The 15,582-nt window shown below is 34.8% G+C and carries 11 protein-coding genes; 1 reads left to right on the top strand and 10 read right to left on the bottom strand.

The genetic code is table 11. The annotated features are described in order from the left end of the window. Positions 1-51 precede the first annotated feature (51 nt). A complete protein-coding gene (locus ACFVR2_RS08740) occupies positions 52-4,278 on the bottom strand; it encodes a S8 family serine peptidase (RefSeq protein ID WP_387360818.1) in 4,227 nt (1,408 codons plus the stop codon). A gap of 209 nt (positions 4,279-4,487) precedes the next feature. On the opposite strand from ACFVR2_RS08740, the gene ACFVR2_RS08735 reads away from it, so the two are divergent. After that, a complete protein-coding gene (locus ACFVR2_RS08735; RefSeq protein ID WP_387360816.1) occupies positions 4,488-5,375 on the top strand; it encodes a LysR family transcriptional regulator in 888 nt (295 codons plus the stop codon). A gap of 119 nt (positions 5,376-5,494) precedes the next feature. Here ACFVR2_RS08735 and ACFVR2_RS08730 read toward each other — a convergent pair whose 3' ends face one another. The 9 genes from ACFVR2_RS08730 to ACFVR2_RS08690 form a co-directional block, all read right to left on the bottom strand. After that, complete coding sequence (locus ACFVR2_RS08730; protein WP_387360814.1) at positions 5,495-6,274, bottom strand: enoyl-CoA hydratase/isomerase family protein; 780 nt, start codon at positions 6,272-6,274, stop codon at positions 5,495-5,497. 110 nt (positions 6,275-6,384) lie between these two features. Next, complete coding sequence (locus tag ACFVR2_RS08725; RefSeq protein WP_387360812.1) at positions 6,385-7,404, bottom strand: 2,3-butanediol dehydrogenase; 1,020 nt, start codon at positions 7,402-7,404, stop codon at positions 6,385-6,387. 154 nt (positions 7,405-7,558) lie between these two features. Next, positions 7,559-8,743, bottom strand: coding sequence for a thiolase family protein (locus tag ACFVR2_RS08720; protein ID WP_387360810.1), 1,185 nt, complete (start codon positions 8,741-8,743; stop codon positions 7,559-7,561). A gap of 13 nt (positions 8,744-8,756) precedes the next feature. Continuing rightward, positions 8,757-9,908, bottom strand: a complete 1,152-nt coding sequence (locus ACFVR2_RS08715) for an acyl-CoA dehydrogenase family protein (protein ID WP_387360808.1) — start codon at positions 9,906-9,908, stop codon at positions 8,757-8,759. Between the two features lie 61 nt (positions 9,909-9,969). Beyond that, on the bottom strand, positions 9,970-10,824 hold the full coding sequence (locus ACFVR2_RS08710) for a 3-hydroxyacyl-CoA dehydrogenase family protein (RefSeq protein WP_387360806.1): 855 nt from the start codon (positions 10,822-10,824) through the stop codon (positions 9,970-9,972). Positions 10,825-10,854: 30 nt separating this feature from the next. Beyond that, on the bottom strand, positions 10,855-11,721 hold the full coding sequence (locus tag ACFVR2_RS08705; RefSeq protein WP_387360804.1) for a 3-hydroxyacyl-CoA dehydrogenase family protein: 867 nt from the start codon (positions 11,719-11,721) through the stop codon (positions 10,855-10,857). 6 nt (positions 11,722-11,727) lie between these two features. After that, complete coding sequence (locus tag ACFVR2_RS08700; protein ID WP_387360802.1) at positions 11,728-13,344, bottom strand: long-chain-fatty-acid--CoA ligase; 1,617 nt, start codon at positions 13,342-13,344, stop codon at positions 11,728-11,730. A 95-nt stretch (positions 13,345-13,439) separates the two neighbouring features. Further along, positions 13,440-14,588, bottom strand: coding sequence for an acyl-CoA dehydrogenase family protein (locus ACFVR2_RS08695; RefSeq protein WP_387360800.1), 1,149 nt, complete (start codon positions 14,586-14,588; stop codon positions 13,440-13,442). Between the two features lie 169 nt (positions 14,589-14,757). Continuing rightward, positions 14,758-15,513, bottom strand: a complete 756-nt coding sequence (locus ACFVR2_RS08690) for an SDR family NAD(P)-dependent oxidoreductase (protein WP_387360798.1) — start codon at positions 15,511-15,513, stop codon at positions 14,758-14,760. Between the last annotated feature and the right edge of the window lie 69 nt (positions 15,514-15,582).

Raw genomic sequence — 15,582 nt, 5'->3', positions numbered from 1 at the left:
CCTGTCTCCAATTTTGAAGACAGGTCCTTAATCAATTATTTAAATTTATTACTATTTAATACCTAATTCGTTTTTAATATCATCAATCGTTTTACCTTTATATTTCTTCAAAGGTTTTGGTGCATTTGAATTTTCATTTTGTAATAAATAATTCATTTCAACAAACTCAAAATCTTTTGCATCTACTGTTCCATCAAAATTAATATCTGCGCTACGTTTATTTGTTCCCCAATATGTTTGAATAGCGATTGCATCCATGATATCAATCACGTTATCTTGATTTACATCTCCACCGATTGCTGTATCAACTGTCTCAGTTCCTAATTGATCTCTTTTTCCATAAACCAAACCATTAGATAAGTCGTTAAATAAAGTAAACTTTCCTTTAGTTGTAAAATGACCTGGAATTTCTTGAATAATCGTAAATTCATCTTTCGTAACTGGTAGTCCAGTAATATAAAATACTCCGCTCTTATCTATTGCCGAATTAACTGTTTTTCCGTTAGCGTCGACAAATGTTACTGCTGGCGTTGAATATGTTTTTCCTTTAGAGTCGACAATCGTTACTTTTGTACCACTATTAATTAGATTAGCATTATCATAAGTAAGACCTTCAGCATGGAAGTATCCAAAAGCTTCTGAATGACTTGGTGCTATACCGATTGGAGTAATAATTGTTGTCGGTTTCGTTACGACATTATCGATACTTGTAAAAGTTGATGTGACTCTACTAAAACTTGACCCATAAACAAAACCCTTAGGTATATCTTGGATATTTACTGTCACGTCAACCATTGGGATATCACCAGATACTTCATGACTTCCATCGAATGTTACATCTACACTTGATTTCACAATTGTTGGACTTAAGTCTGTTTTTGTCCAAGTTAAAGTAGCGCCAAGCTCTTTAGCTTCCTTCGTTAATTCGACATTATTAACAATTGTATCAGTTTTAGTTGTATTAAAAGTATAGTTCACTTTTTGTACTTTGCTAGCATTATTCGCTGTAAGTGTAATTTTAACATCGTCGCCTGGTTTAGAAATAACATTGTTTAAGTAAGTTGGTGCATTCGCTTTTCCGAATACATACGGAGTTCCTTCTTTTGTAAAATAATACATCTTTTGACCACCGTTATTTGTCGCTTGGTCTACACCCTCAAACATAACCGTAAAGAAACTCGCACTAGGCATTGTTGCTATTGCATCTTTTTTGTTTCCATTTTCATCAATCGCATCACCATCTTTATCAAGTGTCAGTTTTCCATTTGAAAACGGAGAATTGTAGTACGTATAAATATTGTTCTGAGATTGATCTGCTTTTAGACCAGCTGCTTTTCTTACATCAACGTTTTTATCGAAAATATTACCTGTGAAACCAATAGTGCTTTGGTTAGGGTTATACTCAATAATCGGATTATTAGGTGTTTCTCCATCAACGTGAATATCAAATTTTGGCTTTTCATTTTCAATGAAAAAATCTTGAGTGACTGTAAATGATTTACCTGAATCAGTATGACCGATCAATTTCATTTTATATTGCCCTTCTTTTAGAGCAGTCGGTTTCAAAATGATTGAATCATTGATCGAATCATAAGGAAAATAGTATCCTGGATACATTACACTTTCTTCTACACCTTCATCATAATTTACCCCATCAGCTTGAGCGAAAATACCAATATCTTCACCTGTCTTTGCATCCGATATAATAAAATCAATCGATCTCATATGAGATTTAAGTGTGAAATAAAGAGCGTTTCTTGGATCGGAAAAATTTGCTACTTGTCTAACAGAGATACCGGATTGTCTTGCAAGTCTAAAGCTATCGAATCCTTCTTCTACATAGTGTACACCGAAAGGCACTCGATAAGTTTCTGAAGGATTATCTTTATTTGTGTACACAATATAGCCTTCGTAAATTCCTTTTTCTGCAGTTTTTGGTATATTTAATGTTACATTTGCTTTCTTTTGACTAATACCCTTAAGCGTTATAGATGAAACTGTATTAATCGTTACTCCATTAGCCACAGCATCTTTTGATCCTCTAAGGTTACTTTGGAATGTAGCGCTTACATTAAATGTTTTTGCTTTTTCACTTCTATTTAAAAAAGTTACTGCTCTTGTATCTGCTATATCTTTTCCACTATCTACTATGTTACCGTAGCTAATAGCACCAGTATTTTCTTTAATCATTTTCTCTTTATTATTTATAATTGTTGGAGTCGTTTCTTGTACTTTAATCTCCGTGCTAGAGTGAATTGCCTTATATGGATCTACTCGTCCAGCACCAACTTCAAATACACTGTACGGTTTACTTAATGGATCAGCCGTATTCATTAAGATAGATTTAATATCTTCTGGTTGTAAATCTGGTCGTGCCTGTTTTAATAAAGCTGCAACTCCAGTTGTAAATGGTGTCGCCATTGATGTACCCGACATTTGTTCATATGCATACTGATAATTATTTGGATTATTATGGTCATTAACAAATCCAGGAACAGTTGATAATACATTTACACCTGGTGCAGTTACTTCTGGTTTAATATCATATGTTACACGAGCAGGTCCACGAGAACTAAAATCCGCAAGGGTGTCACCTTGAGTTGTAATTTGACCTAGCTGATTAAAAGTAAATTGTTTATTCCCTTGTTTTACTAATTGTTGTAACGTAAGTCCTTCTGTATTCGTTAATGAAAACGTTGGAATAAAGCTAGTTCCTTCACCTAAGTAAAATGGTAAATGGCCTTCAGTTGGATTATTATTGAAAATAAGTACTGCTTTAGCACCCTTTAGTTTTGCTTGGAGTATTTTGTCATTAATCGTACTTGTCCCACGCTGAACTAGTACAACTTTATTTGTATATGATTGAGTTGATGAATAGTTGAATGATTGTCCAAGTCCTACGTCAACAATATCAAAAGACTGATTTTGCAAGTCTGTTAAACTATCACTAAATCCTTTTGCCATTAAATGTAAATCAGTTGTTACATTATCAGTTTTACCTTTCATCGTTGAAATCTGATTCGGTACATCGCTTGCTCCGACTGTTAGTGCTAATGCAGCACCTCCAGGTGAACCTAACGTATACATTCCATTACCCGCATTACCAGCAGCAATGACTGCAGTTACTCCACTTAATACAGCATTATTAATGGCAATACTTGTTGGAAACAACGGATCATTATAGTTAGCGCCTAATGATAAACTGATAATATCCATACCGTCATTAACAGCTTTTTCAATCCCTGCCATGATTCCATCCATTGAACCGCTACCACCAGGTCCTAAAACACGATAAACGTATAGGTCTGCATCCGGTGCTACACCGTTTGTTGCATATTCACTACCGTTCGTTCCTTGGCCAACAATCGTTCCTGAAACATGCGTCCCGTGCTCTGTATAATAGTCTGCTCCATCACTTGTTCCTGGTTTACCTGCTTTAACCCATTCAGCATAAGTAGTTTCCATCGGGTCTGCATCATTACCTACAAAATCCCAGCCTTTAACTGAGTTAATATTGATCGATTTTGGATCCACACCTGGTTGTGCACGATAACCTTTATAGGCTTTTGATAAGTCTGGATGATTATAATCGATTCCAGTATCAAGTACCCCAACTTTTACTCCTTTTCCTGTATATCCTTCATCATGTAATTTATTAATATTTAAATATTCATTTTCTGCTGCCATTCCTTTGCCGCGTGCTTCAGTTGAAGGTGAAGCTTCGTCTTTAACAGGATCCACACTTACTTTAACATCACTATAAATGGCCTTTACAGCTTTCGACTTTAAAAGTGTTTTAACCTGGTTTGCTGGAATTTCCATTGATAAGCCATTAAATGAATTTTTATACTCTCTCTTAATTTTATATTTTTCATTTTTTAATAGACTAGTAAGATCATCTTTAAAGGTTGAATGATCATCATCTACTAAAGTTTTGGCTTCACTATCAGAAAGATCCTTTCCATCCAATGCGGCTTCCATTACAGCCACTTTATGTGGTTTTTCATTAAATTCGACAATTACTGAAACATTTTCTGAACTGTCTAAATTAACATCTTTACTTAAAAATAACCCTGATTGATCGTTACTTGCATTTTTAGAGAGAGCCTCTCTTTGAACTGGTGTTAAATTTGCAAGTATTTCTTCTGTTTTTGAAAGTGAATCTGCCTTTGTTACATGGGTAACATGACCTAACGGCGAAAGGATAAAACTAGTAGTCATTGCACAAACAGCCATACTTCTTACAATTCTAGATGTGTTTTTTCTAGATTTTTTCACTAAACTTCCCCCTAAACCAATTTTTTATATACTAAACTAATAAAAAAGCACTACTATTTTCGAACCAACCCTCTATGTATCTAGTTCAAATTTACCTTTAGCGATTTATTTTTTTAGTATTATCACCATTTTAAATATTCTGAATTAAGTTGTACAATATTCATTAATTAACTATCGTTAAGTCAGACTTAACTCAAAGGTGGAACATTATGCATATTGAACAATTTGAATATATTGTCGAAATCGCAAAACAAAAATCAATCAAAAGAGCTGCTGAAAAACTTCACGTATCTTCACCGGCTTTAAGTCAATCGATCACAAATCTAGAAAAGGAAATGAATATAAAAATTTTCCACCGATCTAAATCTGGTATGGTTCCATCTAAAGAAGGAAAAGTTTTAATCAAAAAAGCTATTGAAATTATGAACAATATACAAGAATTTAAAGATTACTCTAAGATTTATAGAAAAGATGATACAGTCGTCTTAAAAATTTCTTATGCACCTGCTTTCGGACATGCCGTTTTGGATTCGTTAATGAAATTTCAAGAAGTATACCCTGATGTGCAAGTGGAAATACATGAAAAAGGGCCAACAGAAGTATTAAATGATGTTAGATTAGGGATTGTAGATATTGGTCTCTTACCTGAGTTTAAATCAACATTTGAAGACTTAGTTCAGATTGGTTATGAAGAAATTTGTAAAGGAAAACGAATTATTTGTGTCGGTAAAAAATCAAAGTTTAAAAAATATCAATTCGTAACCCCAGAAGATATATCAGAAGAATGTTTTGCCATTTACAGCGGAGAGTTTGTCAACAAATTTATTAATCTATTTTTCTCCCAAAATAAGCTATTATTTCGAACATCCAACGTGGAAATGATTAGAAATGTAGTCATTCGAGATCAAGCGATAACATTTGCATTTGATAAAACTTTGAAAAATGATGAAGATGTAAACAAAGGAAGAATCTTTCCTATTCCATTAGTAATTGATGGAAAAAACGAAATACCATTTTGGTATATTTATTCATTAGAAAGGCAATCTCCTAAAATCTCAAAAGAATTTATTAAATTTTTACACGAGTATTTGAACTAGTTTTTCTCTGCTTGAGGACATTATTAAACAAAAATAGAACAAAGGATAGTTACCAGAAACATAATTATCCTTGTTCTATTATTAAAATATTAATGAAAGATTAAACTATCATTTAATTGTTATTTACCAATAAATTGTGGTACTCTCTTTTCTAAAAAAGCTGTTGTACCTTCCAATTTATCTGCTGACTCAAATAATATAGCTTGTGAAAGCTTTTCAATTAACAGTCCCGTTTTCAAATCAGTATCTGCTCCTAAATTAACTGCCATTTTAGCTAATTTAACAGCTAGTGGACCTTTTGACAGGATCTGTTTAGCAATAGAAATTACGGATTGTTTTAAATTATCTTGCCCTACAACTTCTGACACGAGTCCAATTCGATAAGCTTCCTTGGCATCGATGATTTTCCCTATTAAAATCATTTCAAGTGCCTTTCCTTTTCCTATAATCCTTGTTAAACGCTGTGTACCTCCAGCGCCTGGAATAATTGATAGATTCAGTTCTGGTAGTCCGATTTTCGCATTTGAAGAGCAAATACGTAGATCACAAGCCAAAGCTAATTCACATCCACCTCCAAGTGCGTATCCATTAATCATAGCTATAGTAGGTTTCTCAAATTCTTCAATTAAATTATAGACTTGTTGCATTCCACCTGCTAATGCATCAAGCATTGTTCTATGTTTTAGTTGGCTTATATCCGCTCCAGCTGCGAAGGACTTATCACCTTTTCCTGTAAAGACGATACAGCCTATTGATTCATCATACCTCAGCTCAAATAAAGCCTTCGTAATTTCTTCCAATGTTTCTTTGTTTAATGCGTTTCTAAGTTCAGGTCGATTAATCGTAATGAAAGCTATCCTTTCATTTTTCAAAACTTCTATATATGTGAACTGACTCAATCTGATCACTCCCAAATAGAGGTAGGATGTTGGTCCTACCTCTTACTTTTTTATAACTGTGTTGTCAAAAATAATGTAAAAATTAATCTTTACAAAGAATTAATTATTGATTAAATATCCATTTCCACAAGTATTTTGCATTGATTATGGTCTTTCATTAACACTTCAAAGCCTTCTTCTACAATTCTATCAAGAGGAATAACACTCGTAATGATTGCATTCCCGTCGATTATGCCACATGCAAGTAAACGAATAACTTCAGGAAATAAATTACGATAAGCATAAGAACCACTCACACTTATTTCTGCTGTCACAATGGCATTAGGTTGGAAAGTAACTGGATTCTCCCATAAACTAACTATTTTATATTCTCCACCCGATTGGACAGTGGTAACTCCATTTAGGAATGTCTCTTGGACCCCCGCTACATCAAACGCAACATTTACACCACCGTTTGTTTTTGAATGTATAAATGTCTTAATATTACACTCTAAAGGATTGAGTACAAAAGTAGCTCCGAGCTCAAGTGCTTTTTGTCTCCGTTCTTCCGATACTTCCACAACAAAAATCATACTTGCTCCTGCTGCCTTAACCGATTGAAGTAGCAATAAACCAATAGGTCCAGCACCATATATAGCAGCAGTATCACCAAGTTTTAATTGACTCTCTCTTACAGCATGTACGGCTACAGCTGTCGGTTCAACTAATGCACCGAGCTCGAGACTCATCTCGTCCGGTAATTTGAATACATTTTCTTGTTTAACTACTGCATATTGAGCAAAGCCTCCAGATTCTGTATAGCCGTACCCTTGTCGTGCTTTACAAAGATTTACATAGCCTTTTTTACAATTTATACATTGGCCACATGCAATAATAGGTTCAACCGCAACTCGATCACCCGCTTTGACAGTTGTTACGCCTTCTCCAATTTCGGTAACTATTCCAGAAAATTCATGTCCCATTACGGAATGTGTACGAATTGAAAATGGACCTTCACTATATTCATGTAAATCACTTCCACAAATACCAGCGAATTCAACTTTAACAACTACCATACCTTTTGACAGTTCTGGTATAGCTACTTCTTCTACACGAATATCTCGTTTACCGTAAATTTTTGCTGCCTTCAAAATCTTTCACCCCTTTTTTTTTAGGCTTTAAATCAGATTCTAAAGGAATGATCAGGAACTTTCTTCTAGTCAAAGAGTCTTATAGATTCAATCTTTTAATCATTTTGTTTACTACTCTTTTTTCCATTAAGTCTTACCATTCCAAATGATACAATTAAAGTTTTTCCAGCATGATTGCCATACCTTGTCCCCCACCAACACAAAGTGTAGCAATTCCTAAATGAGTATCTCTGCGAATCAATTCATGTATTAACGTTGTAACGATTCTGGCTCCAGTTGCGCCAAGTGGATGTCCTAATGCAATCGCACCGCCATTTACGTTAACTTTATTAATGTCTAAATTTAGTTCACGTATTACCGCTAATGACTGAGAAGCAAATGCTTCGTTTAACTCAAAAAGGTTTATTTCTTCTACAGTTTTCCCTGTTTTTTCTAGCAGTTTCCTCACTGCAGTAATCGGGCCAACTCCCATAATTTCAGGCGAAATCCCTGTTGTAGCCCAGTCGACGATTCTTGCAAGAGGTTTAATATTTAAACTTTCTGCTTTACTTGCTTTCATTAAAACAAGTGCACAAGCTCCATCATTACGACCACAAGCATTCCCTGCTGTAACTGTTCCATTTTCCTTAAATGCTGGCTTTAGAGTTGAAAGTTTCTCGTTAGTTGTGTCAGGGCGTGGAAATTCATCTGTATCAAACAAAATTGTTTTTCTTTTGTCTTTAACTTCAATTGGAACGATTTCATCTTTAAATTTTCCTTCTGAAATCGCTTTTGCAGCTCTTCTTTGACTTTCTACCGCAAAAGCATCTTGATCAATTCTTGATATCTCAAATCTTTCCGCGACGTTTTCCGCAGTCATCCCCATCCCTAAATTTCTTCCAAATAGCTCTTGAGGTTGTTGTCCATTTTCTAAATTTGAATCAATTAATGATGTTCTATCTCCGCCAAATCGAGCACCTCTTAAATAAAGCGGCGCCCTACTCATATTTTCTGTTCCTCCAGCTACAACAATTTCTGCTTGATTAAAGGAAATTTGCTGGACAGCTGATGTAATGGCTTGCATTCCAGAGGCACAAAGACGGTTTACTGTAAATGCTGGTGCAGACTCCGTGATCCCTGCTCGTAATGAAGCGACCCTTGCTACATTAGAAGATTCGGTAGTTTGTCTAACTTCTCCTAAAATAACTTCATCAACCTGTTCTGCTGATAGATTTGCTCTTTTAACAGCTTCCTTAATTACGATACTAGCTAAATCCCCTGAACTAACGTCTTTTAATGCGCCTCCATACTTTCCAATTGCCGTTCTGACAGCACTTACAATCACAATTTCCTCATTCATACTACGAATCTCCTTATCTGCTATACTCTTTTATTAATTGACCAGAAATAATATTTTTTTGTATTTCAGATGTCCCTTCATAAATTCTTGTAATTCTAGCGTCACGATAAAAACGCTCGATCGGAAAATCAGAAATATAACCAATACCTCCATGTACTTGTAAAGCTTTATCTGCTACCCGGTTATATACTTCGGAACCAAATAACTTTAGCATTGCTGCTTCTTTGATTACATTCACTTTCTCATCTACCATCCATGCTACTCGATAGGTAAACGATCGAAGTGCTTCAATATCAAGTGCCATCTCGGCAATCATATGTGCAATTGCTTGATGTTCAATAATAGGTACCCCAAATTGAATACGCTCTTTTGCATAGGACATCGTAAGATCTAGAAGCTTTTGACAAGAGCCTAGATTTCTCGCAGCCAAACCAGCCCGACCATTTGCTAATATTTTTAAAGCATTTACGTAACCACTTCCTACTTCACCTAATACGTTTTGTATAGGGACTTCACAATCTTCCATAATTACTTCTGCTGAATGTGAGCCACGAAGTCCCATCTTCTTCTCAACTGCCCCAATCTGAAAACCTGGAAAGTCCTTTTCAATAATAAAGGAGGTAATTCCTTTTGCACCTTTACTTGGATCTGTCACAGCCATTACTGTAAATACATCTGCTTCAGTAGCATTTGTAATATAGTGTTTAGTTCCATTAAGTATGTACTTATCTCCTTTTTTTACAGCTGTTGATTTTAAATTTGTAGCATTCGATCCGGCACTCGGCTCAGTTAAAGCAAATGCGCCGATTTTTTCACCAGTTGCCATCGCAAGTAAATACTTTCTTTTTTGTTCTTCATTCCCCATTTCAACAATCCCAACTGTTCCGATTCCAGTGTGAGCACCGATTAAAGTTGTATAGCCATTATGAGTTGCTCCAATTTCTTCATAAAGTGCACATTTTCCAACCATCCCGATTCCTAGTCCGCCAAACTCTTCCGGAATACTTAATCCAAATAAGCCAAGCTCCTTTGACATATTGATGATGCGCTCTGGTATTTCATTCTCCTCTTCAATTTGCATCGCTACAGCTTCTACTTCTGTCTGAACAAAATCGCGCACATTTTCTTTTAAAAATTGAATATCTTCACTCAATCGAAAGTCCATTATAATCACCTATCCTATTTTCTAATTATTAAGATTTTATTTTTCAGAAATGTAAATCTGTTTAAATTTCATATGGATATTCATAAAAACCTTTTCCACTTTTCTTACCTAATCTTCCTGCTTTTACATACTTTGTAAGAATTGGACATGGTCGATATTTTTCACCAAGAGTTTGATAGAGATATTCCATATTGCGAAGTCTTGTATCTAGACCTACTAAATCGGCTAACTCTATAGGTCCCATTGGATGATTTAGTCCCAATTTAATTGCCTTATCAATGTCAGCTACTGTACCAACACCTTCCATTACCATGTTCATTGCTTCATTTCCAATTAAACAGTTCATCCGACTGACCGCAAAACCAGGGAATTCATTTATTTTTACGCATTCTTTTCCAATTCTTTTTCCGAAACTGAAACAAGCCTCAACTGTTTCCTCGGATGTTTCTAATCCACAAATTACTTCTATTAGTTTCATTTTCGGTACTGGATTAAAGAAATGTAATGCAATACATTTTTCCGGTCTATTAGTCTGTGCTCCAATTTCAGTTGGGCTCATCGTAGAGGTGTTTGTAGCTAAAATTGCATGTTTAGGAGCAAACTCATCCACCTGTTTGAATATTCTGATTTTCAAATCCATCATTTCTAATACAGCTTCAATTACAAGGTCTGCTTGTTTAACAGCATTTTCTAAGCTATTTGTATAAAGAATATTTTCTTTGTACTCACTAGCTTGTCTACGCGTTAATTGACCTTTTTCAACTGCTACATCAAACTGTCTTTCTACATATTTTTTACATGACTCTAGATTATTTATATCAATGTCTTGTACTGCGACTTTTAGTCCTGAAGCCGCACAATTATAAGCAATCCCACGTCCCATCGTTCCCGCACCAATGATACTTATTGTTTTCATGCTTTTAGCCCCTCCTTTGTAGAAATTTTTTTAGTTTATATACGAATAAAAGCCTTTACCAGTTTTTCTCCCAAGTTCCCCTTTTTCAACTTTTTCTTTAACAATATTTGAAGGTAAATCCGTACTTTCACCGCTTTCTTTATACCTTTGCATACGAACTAAATAATTCACATCTAAACCTGTTAAATCCATGATCGAAAAAGGTCCAATTGGATGATTTAAAGCTTTTTTACAAACAAGATCAATATCTTCATGGGATGCTATGCCTTCTTCTAGTAAATAAATTGCTTCATCAATGATTTTTCCTAAAATTCGATTCGCAATGAACCCAAAGATTTCTTTTTTCAATAAAACGGGAACTTTTCGAATTTGTTTAATGACATCAACTGCAATATCAGCTGTTTCTTCAGAAGTATGCGGTCCTCGAACGACCTCAACTAATTCCATTGAAAGTGCAGGATTAAAAAAGTGGATGTTACAAACTTTTTCTGGTCTATTCGTTACATCAGCAAGTTTTGAACTTACAATAGTGGAGCTATTAGTTGCCAATATTGCATGCTTCGGCGTTACTTCATCTAACTTTAAAAATAGCTCACGCTTTACATCAATATTTTCAATAATTGCTTCAATTACGAAATCTACATCTTCTAACTTTCCAAAGTCAGATGAAAACATAATGTTTGTAAACGCATTATTTACTTCATTTTGTGAATAGGTCCCTTTTTGAATTCTTCTTTCCATCTGAGCAACTAATTTTTCCTTTGCTGTTTCTAAATTCTCATCACTAATATCGTGCAAAACCACAGTATATCCACCTAATGCACAAACCATTGCTATTTGTGAACCCATTGCTCCAGAGCCTATCACTGCTATCTTCTTTACATCTTCAAATCTCATATTCTGCTAGATCTCCTTTTTCTTATCAATTTCCTCTTGAACTAGAATTCTTTTTAATAATTTTCCGACTGTATTTCGCGGTAACGAGTCTCTTATTTCAAATACTTTTGGTACTTTATAACGCGTCAATTTTGCATAACAATAATTTTTAATTTCCTCTATATTTATAAAGTCACTATCATTTGGAACAATATATGCTTTAACAAGTTCAGTGTCTTCATAATCAGGAATACCGATCACCGCTGCTTCTTTAATGTCTGGATGCTCATAAAGAATATTTTCTATTTCCTGAGGATAAATTTTAAATCCCCCAACGATAATCATTTCTTTCTTACGTCCAATGATAAAGAAATACCCCTCATCATCCATCATTGCTAAATCACCTGTATGTAGCCAACCGTCTTGTAAAGTACAGTTTGTTTCTTGTTCATTGTTCCAATACCCCTTCATTACTTGTGGACCTTTTATCAGCAGCTCACCAACTTGACCGATTTCCACTTCATTTTCCATTTCATCAACAATCATTGCATCGGTACCCGGTAGTGGGATTCCAATACTTCCAATCTTTCTTTCCCTAGTTGGAGGATTTCGATGAGTTGTAGGCGATGTTTCAGATAGTCCATACCCTTCGCCGATACTGACTCCGGTTAGTTTTTCAAAACGAGTAATGACATCAATTGGAAGTGGCGCAGATCCTGATGAACATATTTTCAAACAATTCAACCCAAATTCTTCTACCTCTGGAAAATTAACCAATGTGTTATACATTTTCGGAACACCTGGGAAAAATGTTGGCTTGTATTTTTTTATATGATCGAGTACATTTTCAACATTAAATTTTTTAAATAATAGAATTGTTGCTCCCAAATAGATGCCTAAATTCATCGCACTTGTCATTGCATAAACATGATAGAGTGGTGTAACAGTTAAAATAACTTCTTGTCCAGGAACCATATTCTTGCCATACATCGAACAACTTTGAATAACATTTGCGATTAAATTATAATGTGTCAACATGGCTCCTTTCATCTTCCCGGACGTTCCACCTGTATACTGAATTACCGCAACATCATCTTTAGCTGATATAGACTCATTATTTACGAACGAATTAGGGTATCTCTTTAAAACTTCTAAACTAACATGTTTTCGATCTTGACGGACTTTATTCTCTTGTAATGTAAAGATAATTTTAAAGTCGTAGTTCAATTCGACCTCATCAATTACACTTAAAGCGCTTTCATCTGTAACAATATAAGATACTTCTGAATCACTCACTATATGTAATAGTTCCCGTGAAGTATACATTGGATTAATTTGCACAATCGTCAAACCTATTGTAAGAGCAGCAAAATAAGAAATAATATAGTCTGGACTATTTCCGATCATCAATCCAATTCGTTCATTTTTTTTCAATCCTAATCTTTGCCATGCTGAGGCTAGACGATCAACTTGATCATTTAGCTCAAAATAGGTCATTTCTTTCTGTTCAAAAATAATGGCTGTTTTACTTCCATATTTTTTGGTCGTCTCTTTAAGAATGGAAGTCAAGGGAACTTCAGGAATCATAACCTCCATATCCTCACTATACAATTTACTCCACGGCCTATTCACTAACTGTTTCAAAGTAGTCCTCCTTTTAGGGGAATTCATCCCTACTTGGAATAGATGACTGGTATTAATTTATATAAGTAGCTGAACATAAAAATTAATCTACTTTTTTAACACTCATCCAATACCCTTCTAGCTATAATTAGTCGTTGAATTTCATTTGTTCCTTCATATATTTGTGTAATTCGGGCATCACGATAAAAACGCTCAATCGGGTAATCAGAAACGTACCCCATACCTCCATGAATTTGAACTGCCTTATCTGCTACACGATTATAAACATCTGAAGCAAATAGTTTTGCCATCGAAGCTTCCTTAATGACTACTTCTCCATGATCAATCATTTGTGCTACCTTCATCGTTAATGCTCTTGCAGCTTCAGTTTCAGTTGCCATATCAGCTAACATCCACTGAATGGCTTGGTTTTCAGCAATTGGCTTTTTAAATTGAATTCTTTCTTTCGCATAACTTCCAGATAATTCAATTAATTTATCACATGATCCAATTGCTCTAGCGGCTAACCCAACACGCCCTTCTGCTAAAATCTTTAGAGCATTCATATATCCTAATCCTATTTGACCAATAACATTTTCCTCAGGAACAATGCAGTCTTCAAATATGATTTGAGAAGTATATGAACCTCTTAATCCCATTTTCTTATCCTTTTTCCCAATAATTAATCCTGGAAAGTCTTTTTCAACTAAAAACGCAGTAATCCCGCCTTTAGCCCCTTTTTCTTTATCTGTTAAAGCAAACACCGTAAAGACATCTGCAATTGGACCATTCGTTATAAAATGCTTCGTTCCATTTAATACCCAGTGATTCCCTATTTTTTCTGCTCTAGTTGATATGTTAGTTGCATCCGATCCAGCTCCAGGTTCTGATAATGCAAATGCACCAATCTTTTTCCCTGATGCCATATCTGGTAAATATTTATTTTTTAAGTAATCGGATGCAAGCTTTACAATTCCTGTACTTCCAATCCCTGTGTGAGCACTTATTAGAGATACGAAACCGTTATGTGTTCTTCCTAATTGCTCTAAAACAATTGCTTTTTCTACTGTATTTAACCCGATACCACCGTATTGTTCAGGTATACTCATTCCGAAAAGGCCAAGTTCCTTCGACTGTTCAATTAAGTGTTGAGGAATTGCATCTTCTTCTTCAATTTGCTGAGCATATGGCTCTACTTCCTTATCAATAAAGTTTTTGATCATTCTTTTCATCTGTAGAATTTCTTCAGTTAACGTTACAGTCATATCATTTGGCTCCATTCATTAAATTTTTAAACTATGACACTACTAACATCAGTCTGGTGAGCAAATGGCCCTATTTCTTCCTTAATCAATTTTTATTTAAATTCTGGAATTGTAAAACTTCTTTAGCCATTTCCTTAGTCAAATTATTCAGCTCCATTTCGAGTTTTTATTAAGCTAAAGCTCCACCATCAATATAAATCGTTTGCCCAGTTATATAATTGGACGCTTTAGATGCTAGTAAAATAAGAGCCCCAGTTAAGTCCTCAATCTCACCTAAACGTTTTAAAGGTGTTTGCGAAAGAATATTGTTTAAAAACTGTTCATTTGAAAGTATTGCTTCATTTAAAGATGTTTTTATATAGCTTGGAGCAATTGAGTTGACATAAATATTATGTGAAGACCATTCTTTTGCAAGTGTTCGTGTTAGACTGATGACCCCTGCTTTGCTCGCACAATAAGAAGCAAGCATATTCTGACCGATCGTGCCAGCAACTGATGAAATATTGATAATTTTTCCGTAATTTTGTTCTTTCATTACTTTTGCTACTGCTTGAGAACAGAAAAACAAACCTTTTAAATTTGTATTTAAAACATGTTCCCAATCCTCTTCTGTAATAGATAAAGCAGGTTTAGCCGACCCAACACCAGCATTATTAACAAGAATATCAATACGTCCAAATTCTCTTTGTACAGTTTCAACCATTTGATTTATTGATTTAACATTTTGAACATCAACTGCAACTGCAATGGATTTACGACCCATTTCACGAATTTCTTTAGAAATCAATTCACCTTCAGAGGCATTACGACTTGCTACGACTATATCAGCTCCATATCGTGCTAATGCTAGGGCCATTCCTGCACCAAGTCCTTTACTTCCTCCAGTTACAATAGCTACGCGACCTGTTAAATTAAAATTTTCCAAGTAAGCATCCTCCTATTTTCAATTTTTAAATAATTTAAAAAAGTGTATGAAACTACCTTTTATTTGTTT

It is taken from the genome of Gottfriedia sp. NPDC057991, assembly GCF_042886615.1.
Classification (GTDB): Bacteria; Bacillota; Bacilli; order Bacillales; family Bacillaceae_G; genus Gottfriedia.
This window is presented reverse-complemented; position numbering and strand designations above follow the sequence as displayed.